Annotated in this window: 20 protein-coding genes; 5 read left to right on the top strand and 15 right to left on the bottom strand. The window is 71.4% G+C overall.

All coding sequences use genetic code 11. The features are described 5' to 3' along the window. Positions 1–23: 23 nt before the first annotated feature. On the bottom strand, positions 24–812 hold the full coding sequence (locus tag IM738_RS17620) for an enoyl-CoA hydratase (protein ID WP_236962353.1): 789 nt from the start codon (positions 810–812) through the stop codon (positions 24–26). A gap of 173 nt (positions 813–985) precedes the next feature. On the opposite strand from IM738_RS17620, the gene IM738_RS17615 reads away from it, so the two are divergent. The 4 genes from IM738_RS17615 to IM738_RS17600 all read left to right on the top strand — a co-directional run bounded on the left by IM738_RS17615 (position 986) and on the right by IM738_RS17600 (position 4,217). Then, positions 986–1,792, top strand: a complete 807-nt coding sequence (locus IM738_RS17615) for an enoyl-CoA hydratase-related protein (RefSeq protein WP_236962352.1) — start codon at positions 986–988, stop codon at positions 1,790–1,792. Continuing rightward, positions 1,792–2,232, top strand: coding sequence for a hydroxyphenylacetyl-CoA thioesterase PaaI (paaI, locus tag IM738_RS17610; protein ID WP_236962351.1), 441 nt, complete (start codon positions 1,792–1,794; stop codon positions 2,230–2,232). Before IM738_RS17615 ends, paaI begins: the two co-directional genes overlap by 1 nt. Continuing rightward, positions 2,229–3,524 (top strand): phenylacetate--CoA ligase PaaK, encoded by a 1,296-nt coding sequence (gene paaK / locus IM738_RS17605; protein ID WP_236962350.1) that lies wholly within the window; start codon positions 2,229–2,231, stop codon positions 3,522–3,524. The genes paaI and paaK overlap by 4 nt, the downstream gene beginning before the upstream one ends. 219 nt (positions 3,525–3,743) lie before the next feature. Continuing rightward, positions 3,744–4,217, top strand: a complete 474-nt coding sequence (locus IM738_RS17600) for a hypothetical protein (protein ID WP_442908439.1) — start codon at positions 3,744–3,746, stop codon at positions 4,215–4,217. Positions 4,218–4,363: 146 nt separating this feature from the next. Here the strand turns inward: IM738_RS17600 and IM738_RS17595 are convergent, their stop codons facing one another. The 4 genes from IM738_RS17595 to IM738_RS17580 are packed head-to-tail and all read right to left on the bottom strand — an operon-like array spanning position 4,364 to position 8,630. After that, positions 4,364–6,214, bottom strand: coding sequence for a M61 family metallopeptidase (locus IM738_RS17595; RefSeq protein ID WP_236962349.1), 1,851 nt, complete (start codon positions 6,212–6,214; stop codon positions 4,364–4,366). Continuing rightward, positions 6,211–6,687, bottom strand: coding sequence for a DUF3429 domain-containing protein (locus IM738_RS17590; protein WP_236962348.1), 477 nt, complete (start codon positions 6,685–6,687; stop codon positions 6,211–6,213). Before IM738_RS17590 ends, IM738_RS17595 begins: the two co-directional genes overlap by 4 nt. A 17-nt stretch (positions 6,688–6,704) precedes the next feature. After that, positions 6,705–7,418: a DsbC family protein gene (locus IM738_RS17585; RefSeq protein ID WP_236962347.1), complete on the bottom strand. Its 714-nt coding sequence runs from the start codon at positions 7,416–7,418 to the stop codon at positions 6,705–6,707. Between the two features lie 45 nt (positions 7,419–7,463). Then, positions 7,464–8,630 (bottom strand): FAD-dependent monooxygenase, encoded by a 1,167-nt coding sequence (locus IM738_RS17580; protein ID WP_236962346.1) that lies wholly within the window; start codon positions 8,628–8,630, stop codon positions 7,464–7,466. A 69-nt stretch (positions 8,631–8,699) separates the two neighbouring features. On the opposite strand from IM738_RS17580, the gene IM738_RS17575 reads away from it, so the two are divergent. Continuing rightward, positions 8,700–9,593, top strand: coding sequence for an MOSC domain-containing protein (locus IM738_RS17575; RefSeq protein WP_236962345.1), 894 nt, complete (start codon positions 8,700–8,702; stop codon positions 9,591–9,593). 25 nt (positions 9,594–9,618) lie between these two features. Here IM738_RS17575 and IM738_RS17570 read toward each other — a convergent pair whose 3' ends face one another. The 10 genes from IM738_RS17570 to IM738_RS17525 form a co-directional block, all read right to left on the bottom strand. Next, the gene (locus IM738_RS17570) at positions 9,619–10,536 is read right to left on the bottom strand and encodes a helix-turn-helix transcriptional regulator (RefSeq protein WP_236962344.1); all 918 of its coding nucleotides are present in this window, start codon (positions 10,534–10,536) and stop codon (positions 9,619–9,621) included. Further along, positions 10,533–12,596 (bottom strand): xanthine dehydrogenase family protein molybdopterin-binding subunit, encoded by a 2,064-nt coding sequence (locus IM738_RS17565; protein ID WP_236962343.1) that lies wholly within the window; start codon positions 12,594–12,596, stop codon positions 10,533–10,535. Before IM738_RS17565 ends, IM738_RS17570 begins: the two co-directional genes overlap by 4 nt. Continuing rightward, positions 12,593–13,063, bottom strand: coding sequence for a (2Fe-2S)-binding protein (locus IM738_RS17560; RefSeq protein WP_236962342.1), 471 nt, complete (start codon positions 13,061–13,063; stop codon positions 12,593–12,595). The genes IM738_RS17565 and IM738_RS17560 overlap by 4 nt, the downstream gene beginning before the upstream one ends. A gap of 100 nt (positions 13,064–13,163) precedes the next feature. Then, a complete protein-coding gene (locus tag IM738_RS17555) occupies positions 13,164–14,165 on the bottom strand; it encodes an XdhC family protein (RefSeq protein ID WP_236962341.1) in 1,002 nt (333 codons plus the stop codon). Further along, entirely contained in the window at positions 14,162–15,058 is an 897-nt protein-coding gene (locus IM738_RS17550; protein ID WP_236962340.1) for a hypothetical protein, read from the bottom strand. Before IM738_RS17550 ends, IM738_RS17555 begins: the two co-directional genes overlap by 4 nt. Before the next feature lie 141 nt (positions 15,059–15,199). Next, positions 15,200–15,892: a TIGR02466 family protein gene (locus IM738_RS17545; RefSeq protein WP_236962339.1), complete on the bottom strand. Its 693-nt coding sequence runs from the start codon at positions 15,890–15,892 to the stop codon at positions 15,200–15,202. Between the two features lie 12 nt (positions 15,893–15,904). Next, on the bottom strand, positions 15,905–16,585 hold the full coding sequence (locus IM738_RS17540; protein WP_236962338.1) for a nucleotidyltransferase family protein: 681 nt from the start codon (positions 16,583–16,585) through the stop codon (positions 15,905–15,907). An 81-nt stretch (positions 16,586–16,666) separates the two neighbouring features. Further along, positions 16,667–17,632, bottom strand: a complete 966-nt coding sequence (locus IM738_RS17535) for an XdhC family protein (RefSeq protein WP_236962337.1) — start codon at positions 17,630–17,632, stop codon at positions 16,667–16,669. Positions 17,633–17,656: 24 nt separating this feature from the next. Further along, on the bottom strand, positions 17,657–18,844 hold the full coding sequence (locus IM738_RS17530) for a VWA domain-containing protein (protein ID WP_236962336.1): 1,188 nt from the start codon (positions 18,842–18,844) through the stop codon (positions 17,657–17,659). Beyond that, entirely contained in the window at positions 18,841–19,773 is a 933-nt protein-coding gene (locus IM738_RS17525) for an AAA family ATPase (protein ID WP_236962335.1), read from the bottom strand. The genes IM738_RS17530 and IM738_RS17525 overlap by 4 nt, the downstream gene beginning before the upstream one ends. Positions 19,774–19,775 lie beyond the last annotated feature (2 nt).

The following is a 19,775-nucleotide window of genomic DNA, read 5'->3' as shown; positions in this document are numbered from 1 at the left end:
GGCTTTCAAGACCGTCGATCCGATCAGGCGTGCTTGAACACCGCCTTGCGTTTGTTCACGAACGCGTCCATGCCTTCTTTCTGGTCTTCGGTGGCAAACAGGGCGTGGAACATGCGGCGCTCGAACATCACGCCGTCGGCCAGGCCGCCTTCGAAGGCGCGGTTCACCGATTCCTTGGCCGCCATGACGCTGATCTGCGAGTACTCGCAGATCATGAGCGCGGCGCCCAGGGTTTCGTCCATCAGCTTGTCCAGCGGCACGACCCGGCTCACCAGCCCGGCGCGCTCGGCCTCGGTCGCGTCCATCATGCGGCCGGTGAGCACCAGGTCCATGGCCTTGGACTTGCCCACCGCGCGCGGCAGGCGCTGCGTGCCACCGGCGCCGGGGATGATGCCGAGCTTGATCTCGGGCTGGCCGAATTTCGCGTTGTCGGCGGCGATGATGAAGTCGCACATCATCGCCAGCTCGCAGCCGCCGCCCAGGGCGAAGCCACTCACGGCCGCGATCACCGGCTTGCGCACGCTGCGGATGGTTTCCCAGTTGCGGGTGATGTAGTCGCCCTTGTAGACGTCGGCGAAGCTGTAGGTCGCCATGGCGCCGATGTCGGCACCGGCGGCGAAGGCCTTTTCGCTGCCGGTGACGATCATGCAGCCGATGCCGTCGTCCAGGTCGAAGGCCTTGAGCGCGGCGCCCAGCTCGGTCATGAGCTGGTCGTTCAGTGCGTTGAGCTGCTTGGGGCGGTTCAGGGTGACGATGCCCACGCGGCCTTCGGTGCGCACGGTGATGAATTCGGGGGGGGCGGCTTCGCTCATGGGGTCTCCTCGGATGGATCGGTCGGGATTGACGTCAACGTCAACTATAGCGGGCGGCTCCGCAGGGCGGCACCCAAGGGAAAACATTAACCGACCGATGGGTCGGTTAATGGTAGATTGTCCGGGCCATTCAAACCCCAGGCGCCGCGCACCGCGGCAGGAGACAGCCACCCATGAACGCCCCCGCCGCGGGCAGCACCGTGCTCTGTGAAGAGCGCGGTGCCGTTGCCCTGATCACGCTCAACCGCCCCGAAGCGCTCAACAGCTTCACGCGCCAGATGCACCGCGAGCTGTGGGCCGCGCTGGACCAGGCCGAGGCCAACCCGGTGATCCGCGCGCTGGTGCTCACCGGCGCCGGGCGCGGCTTCTGTGCCGGAGCCGACCTGGCCGAGTTCGACTTCGAACCCGGGCCCGATCTGGCGAAGCGCGCCGACCCCGGCCCGGTGATTGATCAGGCCTTCAACCCCACGGCGCGGCGCATCCAGTCGCTGCGCATGCCCGTGATCGCCGCCGTCAACGGCGTGGCCGCCGGCGCGGGCGCCTCGCTGGCCATGACCTGCGACATCGCCATCGCGGCGCCGGGCGCGAGCTTCATCCAGGCCTTCAGCAAGATCGGCCTGATCCCCGATGCTGGCGGCAGCTGGTTCCTGGTCGAGCGGCTGGGCCTGGCGCGCGCCATGGCGCTGGCCATGACCGGCGACAAACTGCCCGCAGCACAGGCCAAGGAGTGGGGAATGATCTGGGACGTGCAGGACGACCCGCTGGCCGCCGCGCTGGCCATGGCCGAGAAGCTGGCCACCATGCCCACCAAGGCGCTGGTCGCCACGCGCGCGCTGCTGCGCGACGCCGGCACCCGCACGCTGGACCAGCAGCTCGACGTGGAGCGCGACACGCAGTCGGCGCTGGGCGCCACGCACGACTACATCGAAGGCGTGATGGCGTTCCGCCAGAAACGCGCACCGCAGTTCAAGGGGGAGTGATGACGCCACAAGAACGCGCCACCAAGGTGGGCGAAACCATGTTCGCCGTGGACGTCGCCAGCAAGGGCACCATGGGCATGGAGCTGCTGACGGTCGAACCCGGCCGGGCGGTGATCCGCATGACGGTGCAGCCGCTGCACCTCAACGGCCACCAGATCTGCCACGGCGGCTTCATCTTCACACTGGCCGATTCCACCTTTGCCTTCGCCTGCAACAGCCACAACAAGAACGCGGTGGCCGCCGGCTGCAGCATCGAGTTCCTCAAGCCGGCCCACGCCGGCGATGTGCTGACCTGCGAGGGGGTTGAGCAGACCCTGCAGGGCCGCCACGGCATCTACGATATGAAGGTCACCAACCAGAAGGGCGAGGTGGTGGCGATGTTCCGCGGCAAGAGCGCGGTGATTCCCGGCCAGGTGTTTCCGGAAGAGGAGGGCGCATGAACCACTTCCCGCTCGAACCGATCGAGAAGGCCGGCATCGACGAGCTGCGCGCGCTGCAGCTCAAACGCCTGCAGGCCACGCTGCGCCACGCCTACGCGAACTCTTCCGTTTACAAGGCCAAGTTCGACGAGGCCGGCGTGCACCCGGACGACTGCCGCTCGCTGTCTGATCTGGCGAAATTTCCCTTCACCACCAAGAAGGACCTGCGCGACAGCTACCCCTTCGGCATGTTCGCCGTGCCGCGTGAGAAGTGCGCGCGCATCCACGCCAGCAGCGGCACCACCGGCAAGCCCACGGTGGTCGGCTACACGCTCAAGGACATTCACACCTGGTCCACGGTGGTGGCGCGCAGCATCCGCGCCAGCGGCGCGCGCCCGGGCGATCTGGTGCACGTGAGTTATGGCTACGGCCTGTTCACCGGCGGCCTGGGCGCGCACTACGGTGCCGAGAAACTGGGCCTGACCGTGGTGCCGTTCGGCGGCGGCCAGACCGAGCGCCAGGTGCAGCTGATCCAGGACTTCCGGCCCGACATCATCATGGTCACGCCCAGCTACATGCTGGCCATCGCCGACGAGTTCCAGCGCCTGGGCCTGGACCCGCGCGAGAGCAGCCTGCGCATCGGCATCTTCGGCGCCGAGCCCTGGACCAACGACATGCGCGTGGCGATCGAAGCGCGCATGGACATCGACGCGGTGGACATCTACGGGCTCTCGGAAGTGATGGGCCCGGGCGTGGCCAGCGAGTGCGTCGAGACCAAGGACGGCCCCACCGTCTGGGAAGACCACTTCTATCCAGAGATCATCCACCCCGAGACCGGCGAGCCGGTGGCCGACGGTGAGATGGGCGAGCTGGTGTTCACCAGCCTGACCAAGGAAGCGCTGCCCATCATCCGCTACCGCACGCGCGACCTCACGCGCCTGCTGCCGGGCACGGCGCGCAGCATGCGCCGCATGGAAAAGATCACCGGTCGCAGCGACGACATGATGATCGTGCGCGGCGTCAACGTGTTCCCGACGCAGATCGAGGAGCTGATCCTCCGGCGCCCGGAGCTGACCGCGCACTACCAGTGCGTGCTCACGCGCGAGGGGCCGATGGACAACCTGACCGTGGTGGTGGAGACACGGCCCGGCCTGTCACCCGACAGCATCGAGGCGCGTGCTGCCGCCGAGCTGCTGCGCCACGAAGTCAAGGTCTATGTGGGCAGCAGCGTCGAGGTGGACCTGAAGCCAGAGGGCGGCGTGGAGCGCAGCCAGGGCAAGGCCAAGCGGGTGGTGGATTTGCGCAAGCGTTGAGTGCGGCGTGGGGCGGTCGGGTCGAGAGACCATGCTGGCCGGACCGCCTAGGGCGAAAGACCACAGGTGAAACCCCGCTGTCCAAACGAGGGCGCTGCCAGTACAGTGCAAGCGATTGGTTGGGGTCTCATGGAAAAAAATACCTTGCTTGTGAAAACCGACAAGGGTCGGGACGCGTTGGCACGACGGGTGCCCGAACTCGGTCCACGACTTCGATCCGTGCTCATCATGGTCGACGGCCAGCGCAGCCGGTCCGAGCTGGACAAGCTCAGCGCGGGCCTGGGGGGTGGAGCCGACCTGCTGGAGCAGCTGCTGGCCCACGGCTGGATCGCTGCGCCCGAGCCGCCCGCGCCGTTTCGTGAACCGCTGCCGGTCAGCGACACCCGGGTCCAGGGTGCGCGGCAGTCCCCCCCTGCAGCGGGGGCCGTGCCGACGGTCGATGCCGCGCCCGCGGCTCCCGTGGTCTCACCGCCCCTCTCCTTTGCCGACGCCCGTCGGCTTGTGGTGCGCTTCATCAACGACCAGGTGGGGCCCCCGGGCGAAGCGCTGGCCATCCGCGTCGAAGCGTGCAAGACCGCGGTCGAGTTGCGCGACCAGTTGCCGCGCATCCGGGAGGGTCTGAAAAACCACCGCAGCGCCGCCACGGTGCAGCGTTTTGACGCGGACGTGGTGCCGCGCCTGCCCACCCACTGACGTGGATGCCCCCCGCAGCGCCTCGCGCTACCCCCAGGGGGCGTCACCACCGTCCGGCAGAGCCGGCCCGGCGCTGCCCTGGGCTGCACGGGTTCTGGCGTCGGACAGGCTTCCAGGCCTCACTGGAACAGTGAGCGTGGCCGTGCTCACGGCGTCGCAGTAGCGGTCTTCGCCAGCCACCGGGCCAGCCGCGGAGCATCGCCCACCGACAGGCGCACGGCCTGTTCCTCGCCGGGCCATGTCAGCGGACAGCGCAGCAGGCGCCCGTCTCGCGAGATCAGGGCGGTGAGCTGGGTGCGCTGACCGCGCAGCATCGCCACCTCGTCGAGACGGCGCACGCGCCAGGCTTCCACTTCGCCGCCGCGCCGGGTGGGCGCGAACTCGATGCCCAGCCACTCGTCACCCGCGGCCATGCCGGCCGCTTCGGCGGCACCACCGCGCAACACGTTCTTGAGCACCAGCCCGCCGTTTTCTGACACCCGCAGGCCCAGGCGCTGCGCGAGCGGGGTCTTTTCCTGGTGCACCTTGGCACCCTGTTGCTCCAGCAGGCGGGTCAGCGGCAGGGCGTCGGTGCCGTGCACCCAGTCGCTCAGCTCGGTCGCGAAGCTGCGGCCTCCCAGGCGTTTGAGCACCGTGGACACGTCGGCTTCGCGCATGGGGCCGCCCCCGGTGCGTTGCCAGAGCGCGCGCATCACGTCGTCGAGCGAATGCCGGCCCTCGGTGCGCAGCGTCAGGTCGAAGCACATCGCGATCAGCGCACCCTTGGTGTAGTAGCTGACCGTGGCGTTGGGCGTGTTCTCGCCGATGCGGTAGTACTTGGTCCAGGCGTCGAAGCTGGCCTGGGCCGCGCTCTGCACCAGGCGGCCGGGGCTCTGCTGCACCTGGTTGATGGTCTTGCTCACCAGCTGCAGGTAACAGGTGTCGTCGATCAGGCCGGCGCGGCGCAGGAACAGGTCGTCGTAGTAGCTGGTGAATCCCTCGAAGAACCAGAGCAGCTCGGTGTGGTTTTCGCGCGTGTAGTCGTGGCGCTTGAACTCCGCCGGGCGCAGGCGCTTGACGTTCCAGGTGTGGAAGTACTCGTGGCTGATCAGGCCCAGCAGGGTGGTGTAGCCGTCGGTGGCCTTCAGGGCGGGCGGTTTGTCCGGGCTGTCGGTCAGTTTCGGCAGGTCGCTGCGCTGCGCGATGAGGGCCGTGGAGTTGCGGTGCTCCAGACCGCCGTAGCCGTCGGCGCTGGCGTGCAGCATGAAGAGGTAGTCGGCAAATGGCGGGGCGCCGTCGCCGTGCCAGAAGCGGATCTGTTCTTCGCAGATGCGGCGCGTGTCGTCCAGCAGGCGCTGGCCGTCGAACCAGGGGCCCGCGCCACTGACCACGAAACGGTGCGGCACGCCGCAGGCCACGAACCCGCCGTGCCAGTGGCTGCCCATCTCGACCGGCGCATCGGCGAGTTCGTCGTAGTCGTTGGCGATGTAGCGGCCGAAACCCTGCGCATCCACCTGCTCGGCGCGCAAACCGGTGGCGATGTGCCAGCCGGCGGGCGCCTGCCCGGGCGCGATGTCCAGGGCGCAGGGCTCGTCTTCCCGGCCCGGCACCATCAGGCACAGGCTGGTGGCGTTGAAAAAACCGCGCGTGCCGTCGAGGAAGGCGGTGCGCACCGAGGCGTCGAAGGCGTAGATCTCGCAGCGCACGGTCAGCGTCTGCGGGCCGCCGGTGTCGCCCTGGGTTTCAATCTCCCAGCGGTGTTTGTCCAGCTGGCGCGCGTGCAGCGTCTCACCCCCCTGGCTCGCGGTCAGCCGCTGCAGGTGTTGTGAAAACTCGCGCACCAGGTAGCTGCCCGGAATCCACACCGGCAGGGCCACCCGCTGTTTCGCGGCGGGGTGGTCGATCTCCAGCGTGACCGCGAACAGGTGCGCCTGGAGGCTCAGCACCTCGACGCGGTAGCGCAGCGCGGTCTCGGCGGCGGCGCGGCGACGTGCCGTCTTGCGGGGGGGCGTGCTCACAGTGCCCCCGCGCCGATGAAGCAGCACAGCGCCGCGATGGCCGAGAGGCGGAAGCGCAGCGTGAGCCAGGCCTGCAGGCCGGCCCGGGCGTAGAGCGTGCGGTCGACGAGGTAACAGAGGACGAGCACGAAACCCAGCCAGGCCAGCCCCGCAAAAGCCGGCATCAGCAGGCCGGGCCAGGCCAGCAGCGAGGGCACGAAGCCCCAGAGGAAGTGGTTGCGCTGGCGGTGGTGCGGCGTGTCGCCGCGCGCGGCGGCGACGTGGCCCGCCATCCAGCCGATGCCCCAGTGAATGCCGCCGAGGAACGAGACGATGAGCGCGGCGTAGGCCGCCAGCGCCATGGACACCCAGGGCAGCAGGTCGGCGTTCACCAGCCAGAGCAGGGCGGCGAGCAGCGCGAAGGGAATCAGGCCAGCGTGACCCAGCGTGGTGGCGAGGGCGGTGTCGTCGGGATCGTGCAGGGCGGTCGTCATCGGGCGGCGGGTGCGGTTCAGGGCTTGGCTTCGGCCAGCAGCTTCTCGATGCGGGCGGCGTCCACCGCGCCCGGCACGCGCGTGCCGTTGGCGAAGATCAGGGTCGGGGTGCCGGTGATGCGGGACTTCTTGCCGAACTCGAAGTTGCGGGCCACGGCGGAGGTGTCGCAGGTCGCGGCGGGCGGGGTGACGTCCTTGACCATCCAGTCGAGGAAGGCCTTGCCCTTGTCTTTGGCGCACCAGATGTTGCGCGACTTGTCGGCCGAGTCCTGGCTCAGGATCGGGTAGAGGAACACGTGCACCGTGATGTTGTCGATTTTGGCCAGGTCGCGCTCGAAGCGCTTGCAGTAGCCGCAGTTGGGGTCTTCGAACACCGCCAGCTTGCGCTTGCCGTTGCCGCGCACGATGGTGAACGCGTCCTTCATCGGCAGGTCCTTGAAGTCGATCTCGGTCAGCTTCGCGAGCCGCTTTTCCGTCAGGTCTTCCTGGGCCTTGGTGTCGATCAGGTTGCCCTGGATCAGGAAGTTGCCGGCGGCGTCGGTGTAGAAGATTTCGCTCTGGTTGATGCGCACCTCGTACAGGCCGTCCATCGGCGTCTTGCTGATCTCGTCGATGGCCGGCAGCTTGGGCAGGCGCTCGGTGAGGTTCTTGCGGATGGTGGCTTCCTGGGCGGCAGCGCCGAGAGCCAGGGTGGTGAGCAGCGCCACCAGGGAGGTTTTGAAGAGGTTCATGTTGACGCCCGAGGCGCGAAAGTTGAAAAAAGCCCAGCGGGCGGATCAGCCCGCCTGCCCCATGGCCTGGCGGGCCAGCCAGTGTTTCAGCGGTCCCAGGCGGTCCACACCGCTCATGCCCCAGTTGCGCAGCGCCTGGACGCGCGTGTCGGCCTGACCGAACAGGCCGAACAGGCCGTCGGTCAGCCAGCCCATGGCGCCGACCTCGGCCTGCCGCGCGCGCTCGTAGCGCCGCAGCAGCTTCAGGTCGCCCAACTCGCGCCAGTACTCCCGCTCGTGGATCACCCGGGCCAGCTCGGCCACGTCGGCCAGGCCGACGTTGAGGCCTTGCCCGGCCAGCGGGTGCATGGCGTGGGCCGCGTCACCGGCCAGCGCCACGCTGCCCTGCGGCGTGCGCGCGATCCAGCGGCGGGCGCGAGACAGTTCCAGGGGCCAGGCCTGGGCCGGCCCCTGCAGCTGCATCTCGCCCAGCGCCTGACCGCAACGGGTCTGCACCGCGTCGGCCAGCGCTTGGGCGTCGGCCGCGAGCCAGGTGTCGGCCTGCTGAACAGGGACAGACCAGACCAGCGCCACAGAGTTCCCCGTGTCCCCTTCCAGCGGCAGCAGCGCCATGATCTCGCCCTGCGAAAACCACTGCCGCGCGACGCCGCCGTGGGGCTGGGCGCAGCGCAGGCGCGCCGCGATGGCTTTGTGCGGGTAGGGCTTGACCTCGAACTCCAGGCCGAGCTCGTCGCGGGTGCTGCTGCGTTTGCCTTCGCAGACCACCGTCAGGGCTGCGGGAACGGGTTCGGTCAGGCATTCGACCGAGCCCTGGAAGCGCACCGCGTTGGCCAGGCGGCGCTCCAGCGCCGGCACGTCCACGATCCACGACAGGGCTTCGCTGCGCTGGTCGGCGGCGGAGAAGTTCAGCTCGCCACCGTCGTCGCCCCACACGGCCATGCGGCCCACCGGGGTCACGCTGGGCGCGGCGTCGGTGACGTCGCCGTCGTCGGGCCAGGCGCGCAGCGAGCTGAGCAGGTCCTTGGCGGCGGCGTTGAGCGCGTAGGCGCGCACGTCGGTGCCGGCGTGGGCCGGACGCGGTGTGCCGACCAGGGCCACCCGCAGGCGCTCGCGCGCCAGCAGCAGCGCCAGCGTCTGCCCCACCACGCCGGCGCCCCGGATGCAGACATCGAATCGCCGGGTGCCGGCCGCAGGGGTGGGGGTGATCGCCATGGGGGGATTTTAGGAGCAGGTCACAATTTCGCCTGCCCGCGCCCGCTTGTCTCCCTTCTGCTCACTGCCATGACCTTTGATTTCAACGCCGCCGACGTCTCAGCCCGCATCCACCAGCTCTGGGTCTACCCCGTCAAATCCTGCGCCGGCGTGGCGCTGGACCAGGCCGTGCTCACGCCCACCGGGCTGGAATGGGACCGCAGCTGGATGGTGGTGGATGCGCAAGGCGAGTTCGTGACCCAGCGCGAGCTGCCGCGCATGGCGCTGATCCAGCCGTCGTTCCGCATGGGGCAGCTGGTGCTGCGCGCGCCGGGCATGCTGGCCCTGCACCTGGCGCTGGACGCCGCCGAGTCGCCGCTGACCGTGCGGGTCTGGGACGACACCGTTGAGGCCTGGGACATGGGCGACCTGGCGGCCCAGTGGTTCAGCGACTTTCTCGGGCCGGACGCGCCGGCCGACCTGAAGCGCCTGCGCCTGGCCCGCTTCGACCCCGAGGTGAAGCGCTTGTGCAGCCTGAAATGGACCGGCGGACGGGAGTCGCTGACGCAGTTCGCCGACGGTTTCGGTGTGCTGGTGACCAGCACCGCCTCGCTGGACGAACTCAATGCGCGGCTGGCGAAGGCGGGTGAGACGCCGGTGGACCTGCGGCGTTTCCGGCCCAACATCGTGCTGTCGGGCGTCGAGTCCCACGACGAAGACCGCATCGGTGCCTGGCGCGTGCAGGCCGACGACGGTGTGGCGGCGCTGGAGAACGTGAAGCCCTGCGCGCGCTGCCCCATCCCCAACATCGACCCGGCCACCGCCACGTCCACCCCCGCCGTGGGCGACGCGATGCAGGCCTACCGGGCCGACCCGCGCCTGGACGGCGCGATCACGTTCGGCATGAACGCCATCGTGCTGGAAGGCGATGGCCTGGTGCTGAAGGTCGGGCAGGCCGTGGGGGCCGACTGGCGCTTCGACTGAGGTCGGCCCGGGCCGCGCGCCGGTCTCAGCGCGCCAGGGAAAACTGATCGCGGTAGCGGGCCGGTGTCACGGCGGTGCAGCCACGGAAGTGCCTTGAGAAGTGGGGCTGGTCGGCAAAACCGCAGCGGTAGCCCACTTCGGCCACCGAGAGGTCGCTGCGGGTCAGCAGCTCGGCCGCGCACTGCACCCGGACCTCCGTCAGCAGGCGGGCAAAGCCCAGCTGGCGCTGCGCGAGGTGGCGTTGCAGGCTGCGGGCGGAGAGGGCGCAGGCGCGGGCCAGGTCGTCCACCCGCCACGGCCGGCCCGGGTCGGCGCGCAGCCGGGCCTGCAGCTGCGCCAGCCAGCGGTCCGAGGCCACGGGTTCGGTCACGGGGGCCTGGGGGGCGCTGGCGACGGGGTCCCAGTGCAGCTCCCAGGTGTGCCACGCCTGGGGCCAGGGTCCGTCGCGCCACCGGCCCTGCTGGCGCAGCCAGAGCCGGCCGCCCACCGGCCGCGCGCGCACCCCTTGTCCCAGCACCCGCTCGCACAGGGCCACCAGCAGTCCGATCACCAGCAGGTCTTCGGCCGGCGCGGGGGCCGGCGCCGAGGCCAGCGATACGTGCTGCAGCCGCAGCTGCGCCGGCCCCAGCGCCTCGACTAGGGTGCGGTGCCGGGAGTGCACGAAGCGCTCCAGCCGCTGCCAGCGCGCCAGCAGGTCCGGGGGGTCGACCGCCAGCACCAGGGCGCGCAGCGTGGGGTCGTCCTGCACGCCGTGGATGGCCTCGCCGATGCGGGCCACCGGACCGGGGCCGTGCTGCGCCCAGAGCCGGGCGAGCAGGGCCTGCTTGTCGCCCAGGGCGACGCGCCCGTCCCTCGCGGGCGTGGGAGGTGGTGGCGCGATGCCCTGGCGGGCGAGCCCGTCGCGCACGAGCTTCATCATGGCGGCCGAAGCGAAGTCGTTCATGAAGGCCGCATTGTGAGCGTGGCGGGGTCCAGCGGGAACCGGGTGATGCGCACGCCGGTGGCGTCACGGATGGCGTTGGCGATGGCGCCCGCGGCGGCCACGATGGCGGTTTCGCCCGCGCCGGCCGGCGGGTCTTTTTCGTCGACCAGCACGATCTCCATCGGCGGAACCTCGCGCAGCGTCGGGATCGGCGCCTCGCCCAGGCTGCCGGGTCCGATCTGTGCGCCGGCCACCGTCAGGCGGTCGTGCAGCACCATGCCCAGGCCCCAGACCAGGTTGCCCTCGCACTGGGCGCGCACCTGGTCGGGGTTGATCACGGTGCCGCAATCGTGGGCGCAGCGCAGGCGCAGCACCTGCACCGTGCCGTCGGGCTCGACCCGCACATCGGCCAGCACGGCCGCGTAGCTGCTGGCCTTGTAGATGCCGCAGGCCACCCCGCGCCCGTGGCGGGCGGGCGCCGCCGTGTCCGGGGCCGCGGGGGCGTGGTCGGCGACGCGCTGCAGCACCCGGGCCAGGCGCGGGTCGGTCGCGTGGCGCAGCCGGAACGCCACCGGGTCCACCCCCGCCAGGCGCGCGCACTCGTCCACGGCGGACTCGATGGCCAGTGCGTTGGGGCCGGCGCCGAGGCCTCGCCAGGGTCCGGTGAACACCGGCAGGCGCGTCACGGCAAACCCGGTGCGGCGGCGCTGCGCGCGGTAGGGCAGTTCGGCGCCCCGGGCCACGCCCTTGTCGCCCACCAGGTCGGCCAGCCGCTGCATCCACACCGGCATGCCGGCGTTGGTGAACAGGATGTGGCTGCTGGAGAAGGCGTGCCACCAGTCCACCAGCTCGCCGTGGCGCAGGCGCGCCCGGATGCGGTGGCTGGACGGCGGACGGTGGAAACCCTGCCGGTACTCCTGGGCGCGGGTCCACTGGACCTTGACCGGCAGCCCGGTGGCCTGGGCCAGCACGGCCGCTTCGAGTTCGACGGTGCAGACCGTGCGCCCGCCGAAGCCGCCCCCGACGCGGCGGCCATGGACCCGCACGGTGGTGTCGTTCAGGCCGAGGGCCTGGGCGATCACATCGCGCACATAAAAGGCGTCCTGCGTGCCGGCCCACACATCGAGCACGCCGTCGGCGCCCCGGGCCGCCACGGCGGCGCGCGGTTCGATGGCGTTGTGCGCGGCCATCGGGGTGTCGATGCGCAAGTCGATGTCCCAGGGCGCCGTGAGGTCCATGGTGTCGCCGTGCACCGGGTTCGACAGGCTGGCCGCGGCGATGTGGCGGTCCACGTCGATCAGGCGGTCGATGTCGGCCTGCGTGAAGCTTTCGCCGTGTTGCCATTGCGGTTGCAGCGCGGCCTCGATGCGGTCCAGCGCGCCCGGCGTGCGGGCGACGATGCCCAGGCCCGTGGCGAGCCGCTGCGTCAGCCGGGCGTCCTCGACGATGGCCAGGCAGCCGGGCACCGCCCGGGCCGCGGCCGCGTTCCACCCTGTCAGCCGCGAGGGCCGGTCGGCCGAGACCGGTGCCCTGAGCACGCGCCCGTAGGCCATGCCCGGCAGGCGGACGTCCGCCGCGTACAGCGGAGCGCCCGTGACGATGGCGCGCCCTTCCTCCAGCGGCGCGCGCCGGCCGACATGGCGGGCGCCCGGCTGAAACGCCCGCAGTTCGCCGAGCGGGCGCGGCTCGGCCCGGCGCGACCCCGTGTGGTGGCCGGCGGCCAGCGCGTCGCGCAGGGTGGCGCAGGCCTGGGCCAGCGGCAGCGCGAAGTCCTTCACCGACTCGCTGCCCACCGTGGCCCGCACGCGGGCGATCTGCTGGGTGTGGGGCTGGCGCACCGTCACCCGGTCCCAGTCCACCCCCAGCTCGTCGCAGGCCACCTGCTTGAGCGCGGTGCCGATGTTCTGGCCCATGTCGATGCGGGGCAGCAGCAGCTCGTAGCGGCCGTTCTGGTGCCGGACCCAGCCGAGCGCGTCGGCATGCCCGGCGACCGGGCGCCGGGGGATCACCGGCAGCGCGCAACCCGCCACAAAGCCCACACTCAGGACGCCCGCCGCCTGCAGCCATTGCCGGCGCTTCATGGTTCGCCCCTCATGAGCTGCGCGGCCCGGAGCACCGCGGCCCGGATGCGCTGCTGGGTGCCGCAGCGGCAGAGGTGGCCGCCCAGCGCCGCCTCGATGTCGGCCGCGGCCGGCGAGGGGCGGGCCTGCAGCAGCGCCACCGTGGACATGATCTGCCCGGCCTGGCAGTAGCCGCACTGGGGGGTGGACAGGTCCAGCCAGGCCTGCTGCACCGGGTGCAGTCGGCCGTCCGGGGCGGCCAGCCCTTCGATGGTCTGGACCGCCGACCCCCGCACCCCCTCCACCGGGGTCAGGCAGGACCGCCGGGGGCGCCCATCGACCAGCACGGTGCAGGCGCCGCACTGCCCGGCGCCACAGCCGAACTTCGTGCCCGTGAGCCCGAGCGCCTCGCGCAGCACCACCAGCAGGGTTTCGTCCTCCCAGCCGGGCGGAACCTCCCGAACCGTTTGATTGACCCGAATCTGCATGACGTCTCCTGTGTGTTGAACACACGGCGACTGTGGCCCAGGCGGCCGCGGCGGTCTTGAACAATCGCGCCAATGCGCCGGCGCGATCGCTGCAGCGGCTTCAGCAGGTCAGGCAGACCGTCTTCGAGCCCGACCAGTTGCTCAGCGGACCGCTCAGGTCCATGCCGCGGCGGATGGCGGTCATCTCGGCCACGATGCTCATGGCGATCTCCGGTGGCGTGAGCGCGCCCAGGTTCAGGCCCACCGGGCCGTGCAGCTTCGCCGCCTCTTGCGCGCTCACGTCGAAGTCCAGCAGGCGCTCGCGGCGTTTCGCGTTGTTCTGCAGCGAGCCCAGCGCGCCGACGTAGAAGGCCGGCGTGCGCAGCGCCTCCATCAGTGCCAGGTCGTCCAGCTTGGGGTCGTGCGTCACGGCCACCACCGCGCTGTGTTCGTCCAGCCGCATCGCCAGCACCAGGTCGTCGGGCATGGTGGTGGACAGCGTCACGCCCTCCAGCCGCTCCCAGCCTTCGTGGTACTCGGTGCGCGGCTCGCACACGGTCACCTGGTAGTCCAGCATCACCGCCATGCTGGCGAGGTAACGCGAGAGCTGGCCACCGCCGATGATGAGCAGGCGCAGGCGCGGGCCGTGCACGGTGGTCAGCGTCTGGCCGTCGAAGCGCACGCGGTCGCCTTCGCTGGTCGGGCTCAGGCGGGCCACGCCGGTGGCCATGTCCAGCCGGCGCTGCACCCGCTGGTGGCTTTCGATGGCGGCGAGCAGCTCGCGCAGCTGCGAGGCCGGCGAGAGCGGTTCCAGCGCCAGTTGCACCGTGCCGCCGCAGGGCAGGCCGAAGCGCTGCGACTCTTCGGCCGTCTCGCCGTAGGTCGTGGTCTCGGGCTTTCTCAGCGCCAGCTCGCCGCGCGCCACGCGGCCGATCAGGTCGTCCTCGATGCAACCGCCCGAGACCGATCCCGCCACCTGGCCGTCGTCGCGGATGACCATGAGCGAACCCGGCGGGCGCGGGGCCGAGCCCCAGGTGCGCACCACCGTGCCCATGACCACGCGGTGGCCGCGCGACTGCCAGTCCAGGGCGGTGCGGATGACATCGATGTCGAGGCTGTTCATGACACATCACTCCAGCGTTGAGGGGGTTTGAGGGCCACAGAGGGGCGGTGCGGGCGCCACCGCAGCAGGTCGGCCAGGGCCAGCACCGCGACGATGGCCCAGGCGGCCTGCATCGCCGCCGGGCCGTGGGTGGGCGCCAGCCAGCCGACGGCCAGCAGCAGGGCAGGGCCGAGGCCGGCAGGTACGTGGGTGCGGCTCAGGGCAGCTGGGTGTGCGCTGTGCGCGCCAACGGTCCAGGCCAGCACCAGCAGCCCCATGCCCGCCAGGCGCCACGCGGTGGCGTCCGGCCAGGCCATCAGCAAGGCCCCGGCGGCCAGCAGTGCGGCGGGGGGGCAGGCCGCAGCCGACGCGGGCCAGCAACCCGCGCGCCGCAGCGCCGCCACCAGCAGCGGCACGCCCAGCATCAGGCCGGCGTGCAAGGCCACCGCCTGCGCCGGGGTCCAGCCCGGTCCCAGGCACCACTGGCTGCCCAGCCACAGGCTGCCCATCATCAGGCCCATGGCCAGGCCGGGCAGGGTGGGCGTGGTGTCGCCGGCCGTGCGCGCGAGTGATGCGCTCCAGCCGCCCCACAGCGCGGCGGCCAGCAGCAGCACCGCCAGCGCAGCGGGGCCGGTCGGCAGCAGGGGCAGCACTGCCAGCAGCCCCACCGCACTGGCCAGCAGCCAGACCCGGGGCGTGGCGGCGTGCGCCCAGCGTGCCGTGCCGCTGCAGCGCAGCGTCCACCACAGCACCACCGGCAGCACGCCGCTGGCGAACGACCAGCCCAGGCGCTGGCCCAGCCAGCCCAGCAGCACCCAGGCCACCAGCGTGTCCAGTCGACGCAGCGCGGACCGTCCACCGCCGCGCATGAAACGCTCCAACCCAGCCGCGCAGAGGCGCAGGGGATGGTTCACTTCGGTTTCCCATGGCGCCGGAGCGCCACCCGCAGCGCAAGAAGCAACGCCCAGAGGGTGCACCGCCGGGCTGGCTTTGCCAGACGGCCAGTGCCGCCCCCCTGGGGGGGTGACGCGAAGCGGCGCGGGGGGCGCTTCAATTCAGACATGGCTGTAGGCGTGCAACTGGTCGCTGCCCGCCGCCGCGTGCACGCTGGCGTTGAACGAGACGATGATGCGGTCCGCCTCGCCGTCGTAGGGCATGGCCTGGTGCGGCAGCCACGAGGGGAACACCACCAGCTGGCCCGGCAGCGGCTCGATGTCGAGGTGGGCAGACTGCAGGTAGGCGTTGCCGAAGTCCATGTGCGCGCCGCCCAGGTGGTTGAAGTGCGGGCCGTAGAAACGCGTCACACCGTTGGTGGCGCCCAGCAGCGGGTGGGCGGCGCGTGGTTCGGCACCGTCCGCCTGCACGCAGTACACGCCCGACCACGAGCAGTTGCCGTGTGTGTGCACGTCGTGGTGGGCGCCCCGGTTGGCGATCTGGAACCAGATGCCGCGCAGCGCGATCTGCAGACCCGGCGTGGCCTCGGGCCAGGCGCCCTGGTTGGCCAGCGCGACGGTCTGGCGCAGGCTGTCGACGGTGAAGCGCACCAGCTGGCCCCATTCCGGCAGGCGGATGCGCTGCAGCAGATCGTCGCGGCTGGCGTAGAAGGCCGCCGCCGGATCGGCGCGCTCGTCGCCCGCGCGCAGGGCACGGAACACGCGCACCAGCAGCGGGTTGATGTCGTGTGCCAGTGTGAAGTGATGCACGCCAAGCGGCGTGGACCAGAGCGCGAGCAGCGGATCGGGTTCCATTTCAGTGGTGGCTCAGGCTTCGCTCAGCAGGTCTTTGGGCCACAGAAGGCGGTGGCCGGTGCGGGCTGCGAGCGCCTCGATGTCTTCGGGCGTGTCCACGTCGGTGCGGTAGCGCTGGTTGCTGCTCGCCCAGGGGTGCACGGCCTGCGGGTTGGCCGCCTGCCACTGCCTGCAGCCGACGCTGGCTGCGCCCGCGAGGATCTGCTCGCGCACGCTCTGGCTGAACATCACCGGGTTGCCCGGCAGGCCGTCCACCGTGGGCTGGACCACCTCGGTGCCCTCGGGCCGCTTCTTGTAGGCACCGATCAGGTCGTTGATGTCCTGCGAGTTGATCAGCGGCTGGTCGGCCAACGCCACCAGCACCGTGTCGATCTTGCCGGTCAGCGCCTGCAGGCCCAGCCGCAGCGACGAGACCTGGCCCGCGTCCGGGTCCGGGTTGCGCACCAGCGTGACCGGGAAGTCGCGCACCGCCGGCTCGATGCGCTCGGCGTGGTGCCCCAGCACCACCACCAGCTCGTCCACGCCCGCGCCCGAGAGCGCGATCAGCTGGCGCCGGATCAGCGACACGCCGCCCAGCTCCAGCAGGCACTTGGGTCTGTGGCCCATGCGCGAGGCCGAACCGGCCGCGAGCAGCACCGCGCCCACCACCACGCGGCTGTACAGGCCGCCACCGCCTTTGAGAATGCAACCCATGTCAGCGCCCGCCGGGCCGCCCCAAGGGCGATGGCGCCCCCTTTGGGGGCAGTGAATGAAATGAACGTGGGGGTCTCATGGTCAGCTTCCGCAACAGGATTTGACGGCCACCACCGGTGGGGCCGCTTCGGGCACCGATTCTGCGTCGGCGGCCTTGGCTGTACCACCGCCGCAGCAGCTGCCCATGGCCATGGGCGGGAGATCGAGCTTGAACTTCGGTGCCGGCTTCTCGGCCACCGGGGTGGTGGCCCGCACCGGCCGGCCGCGCCGCGCCGCGACCACGGTCGCCAACACCGCCAGCGCGATCTCCTCCGGCGTCTGCGCGCCGATGGGCTCTCCCGCTGGCGACACGATGGCGGCCACCCGGGCCGGTTCTTCACCCGCGCTCACCAGGCTCTCGCGCAACACACCGGCCTTGCGTTCGCTGGCCACGAACCACAGGGCCTGCGGCTGCAGCGCCAGCGCCGCGCGCAGGGCCTGCAGGTCGCGCCGGCCCTGGGTGGCGACGACCACCAGGCCACCGGCCGGCAAAGCCTGGGCCAACGCGTCCGCACTGTCGCTGCCGATCACGCGCGCCGCGTCGGGGAAATCGCCCGCCTGCGCGCCTTCGGCCACCAGCACCGTCTGCAGGCCGATGCGCGGGGCCAGCCCGGTCAGCGCGCGCGCCACCGGCGAGTCGCCGAACACCACCAGCTGCGGGGCGGGCAGCACCGGGTCGATGAACAGTTCCAGCGTGCCGCCCGAGTGGCAGGCCATGCCGAACTCCAGCACGTCGCCCAGCGTGCGCTCGGCGGTCTCGTCGGTGGGCGCGATGCGGATGCTCTGCGGCTGACCGCTGGCCAGCGCCTGGCGCACGGTTTTCACCACCGCCGGTTGCGCGCAACCGCCACCGATCCAGCCGTGGATCTGGCCGTCGGCGGTGACGAGGGCCTTGTCGCCGGCCTTGGCCGAGGTGGGCGCCTGCGCGCGCAGCACGGTGACGAGCGCGAACGCGCGGTCTTGTGCCTGCAGCCGGGCGGCGTCGGCGATCCAGTCATTGCGGTTCATGGCGTGTCTCCTGTGTGGATGTATCTAGTGCAGCACCGGCCGCGCCGCCGCCAGGTCGGCGAGGCTGGCCAGCGGGACGAAGCGGTCAATGTGTTCGCGGGCGTTCCGCACCGCGGCCGCGGCGGGCGCCTGGCGCGTGGGGTGGAACCAGGTGATGCGCGCGCCATGCCCGCGCAGGGCGCGCAGCGCGTCGGCCAGCTGCTCGGGCGGATCGGTGTCGAAGCCGTCGGACATCACCCACACGCGCGCGCCGCGCCGCAGCTGGGCACGGGCGTGCACCCGAGCAAAGTCCTGCAGGCTGGCGGCGATGCGGGTGCCGGCGCCGAAGCCGGCGGTCACGGCGTTGATCTTTTCCTGCACCGTGGCCGAGTCGCGCTGCATCAGCGGCGTCACCTCGGTCAGCCGGGTGTGGAACACGAACACGCGGGCCTGGGCCTCGATGGCGAAGGCGCGCGCGATGCGCAGGAACAGCGCGGCGTGCGATTCCATCGAACGGCTCACGTCGGCCAGGATGAACAGGCGCGGTGGCTCCACGCGCTTGACCTGCCAGGCCGGTGCCAGCGGTTCGCCGCCCCAGGCCACGCTGCGGCGCAGGGTCTGGCGCAGGTCCAGCCGGTGGCCGGGGGGTGCGTGGCGCCAGCGCCGCGTGGGCAGCGGGCGCAGCTGCGCGGTGATCTGGCGCGCCAGGCGCTGCAGCGCGCCCAGCTCCTGCGGCAGCCACATCTGTCCGTCACGCCGGTGCAGGGCTTCCATCTGGGGCTCGCTGCGGCTGGCGCCGCCCATGGCGCGCGGTGTGCCGGACTCGCTGTCGCCCGCGCCCGCGTGGGGCGCGTCGGCGGCGGTCTGGGGTGCGGCCTTGGCGGCGGTGGGCGGCTGCTGCGCGGCGTCCATCTGCTCGCGCATCTGCTGCACGGCTTGGCGCAGGTCGCGCTGTGGCCGCGTCTGCCCGCTCACGCGCACCGTGCCGCGCAGGCGCTCGGGGTGCCAGTAGCGCGCAAAGAGGTCGGGCCAGAGCCGCCACTCGCGCGCGCTGTGGCAGGCGATGGCGCGCCAGGCGGCGTTCAGGCGCGGACCGTTCAGTCCACCCACGATCAGCGCCGCCTGCAGCATGGCCCGCTGCTCGGCCACGCCCACCGTCAGCCCGTGGTCGCGCAGCAGGGCCGCGAAACCGGCCAGGGTTTCGCTGGGGGCGAGCGCGGGCGTGGTGTTCATGAGGCCGCCGCGTTCGCCGGGGCTTTTTCGGCCACGCCCACCGTGCGCCGGCCTTCGATCAGCTGGCGCGCGCGGTCCGCGCCGAGGCCGAAGCGGTCTTCGCGCGTCTTGAGCAGGCAGCCCAGCGTGGTCAGCAGCACCGCCATGTCCTCGGGCAGGGTGTGGTGGTGCATGCGGTGCAGGGCGTTGACCCAGTCCAGCGTCTCGGCGATGCCGGGGATCTTGGTGAGGTCCTCAACGCGCAGGCGCTGCACGAACTGCACCGCGTCTTCCACCAGCCGGGTGTCGGCCTCGGGCAGCGCGGTCTTGACGATGGCGATCTCGCGCGCCAGAGTGGGGTAGTCGAGGTGGTGGTAGAGGCAGCGGCGGCGCAGCGCGTCGGAGAGCTCGCGCGTGCCGTTGCTGGTGAGGACCACGCGCGGGATGTGGCGCGCGCGCAGCGTGCCGATCTCGGGCACGGTGATCTGGTAGTCGGCCAGCACCTCAAGCAGGAAGGCCTCGAAGGCCTCGTCGGCGCGGTCGATCTCGTCGATCAGCAGCACGCAGGGGCCGTCCTGGCTGATGGCCTTGAGCAGCGGGCGCTCCAGCAGGAACTCGCGGCTGAACACGTCGGCCTCTGTCACCGTGCCGGGCTGGCCGTCGTGCAGGCGGATCGCCATCAGCTGGCGGCCGTAGTTCCATTCGTAGGCCGCCTGCGCCAGGTCCAGGCCCTCGAAACACTGCAGCCGCACCAGCACCGCGCCCTGGGCCTCGGCGAGTGCGGTGGCCAGCGCCGTCTTGCCCACGCCCGCGTCGCCTTCGAGCAGCAGCGGGCGCTGCAACTCGCCGGCCAGCCACACGGTGGTGGCGAGGTCGGCATCGGCGAGGTAACCCACCCGCTGCAGCGATTCGCGCAGCGCTCGGTCACCCGGTGCGGCGGACGTGTCCATGC

It is taken from the genome of Hydrogenophaga sp. SL48, from assembly GCF_021729865.1.
Lineage (GTDB): Bacteria > Pseudomonadota > Gammaproteobacteria > Burkholderiales > Burkholderiaceae_C > Hydrogenophaga.
Note: the sequence above shows the minus strand (reverse complement) of the source record. Positions and strands in the feature narration are given on the sequence as shown.

What these genes read in the sequence shown, in the direction of transcription:
- IM738_RS17620 (WP_236962353.1), bottom strand. Translation starts at nt 812, where the DNA reads ATGAGCGAAGCCGCCCCCCCCGAATTCATCACCGTGCGCACCGAAGGC.
- IM738_RS17615 (WP_236962352.1), top strand. Translation starts at nt 986, where the DNA reads ATGAACGCCCCCGCCGCGGGCAGCACCGTGCTCTGTGAAGAGCGCGGT.
- paaI (WP_236962351.1), top strand. Translation starts at nt 1,792, where the DNA reads ATGACGCCACAAGAACGCGCCACCAAGGTGGGCGAAACCATGTTCGCC.
- paaK (WP_236962350.1), top strand. Translation starts at nt 2,229, where the DNA reads ATGAACCACTTCCCGCTCGAACCGATCGAGAAGGCCGGCATCGACGAG.
- IM738_RS17590 (WP_236962348.1), bottom strand. Translation starts at nt 6,687, where the DNA reads ATGACGACCGCCCTGCACGATCCCGACGACACCGCCCTCGCCACCACG.
- IM738_RS17585 (WP_236962347.1), bottom strand. Translation starts at nt 7,418, where the DNA reads ATGAACCTCTTCAAAACCTCCCTGGTGGCGCTGCTCACCACCCTGGCT.
- IM738_RS17580 (WP_236962346.1), bottom strand. Translation starts at nt 8,630, where the DNA reads ATGGCGATCACCCCCACCCCTGCGGCCGGCACCCGGCGATTCGATGTC.
- IM738_RS17575 (WP_236962345.1), top strand. Translation starts at nt 8,700, where the DNA reads ATGACCTTTGATTTCAACGCCGCCGACGTCTCAGCCCGCATCCACCAG.
- IM738_RS17570 (WP_236962344.1), bottom strand. Translation starts at nt 10,536, where the DNA reads ATGAACGACTTCGCTTCGGCCGCCATGATGAAGCTCGTGCGCGACGGG.
- IM738_RS17565 (WP_236962343.1), bottom strand. Translation starts at nt 12,596, where the DNA reads ATGAAGCGCCGGCAATGGCTGCAGGCGGCGGGCGTCCTGAGTGTGGGC.
- IM738_RS17560 (WP_236962342.1), bottom strand. Translation starts at nt 13,063, where the DNA reads ATGCAGATTCGGGTCAATCAAACGGTTCGGGAGGTTCCGCCCGGCTGG.
- IM738_RS17555 (WP_236962341.1), bottom strand. Translation starts at nt 14,165, where the DNA reads ATGAACAGCCTCGACATCGATGTCATCCGCACCGCCCTGGACTGGCAG.
- IM738_RS17545 (WP_236962339.1), bottom strand. Translation starts at nt 15,892, where the DNA reads ATGGAACCCGATCCGCTGCTCGCGCTCTGGTCCACGCCGCTTGGCGTG.
- IM738_RS17540 (WP_236962338.1), bottom strand. Translation starts at nt 16,585, where the DNA reads ATGGGTTGCATTCTCAAAGGCGGTGGCGGCCTGTACAGCCGCGTGGTG.
- IM738_RS17535 (WP_236962337.1), bottom strand. Translation starts at nt 17,632, where the DNA reads ATGAACCGCAATGACTGGATCGCCGACGCCGCCCGGCTGCAGGCACAA.
- IM738_RS17530 (WP_236962336.1), bottom strand. Translation starts at nt 18,844, where the DNA reads ATGAACACCACGCCCGCGCTCGCCCCCAGCGAAACCCTGGCCGGTTTC.
- IM738_RS17525 (WP_236962335.1), bottom strand. Translation starts at nt 19,773, where the DNA reads ATGGACACGTCCGCCGCACCGGGTGACCGAGCGCTGCGCGAATCGCTG.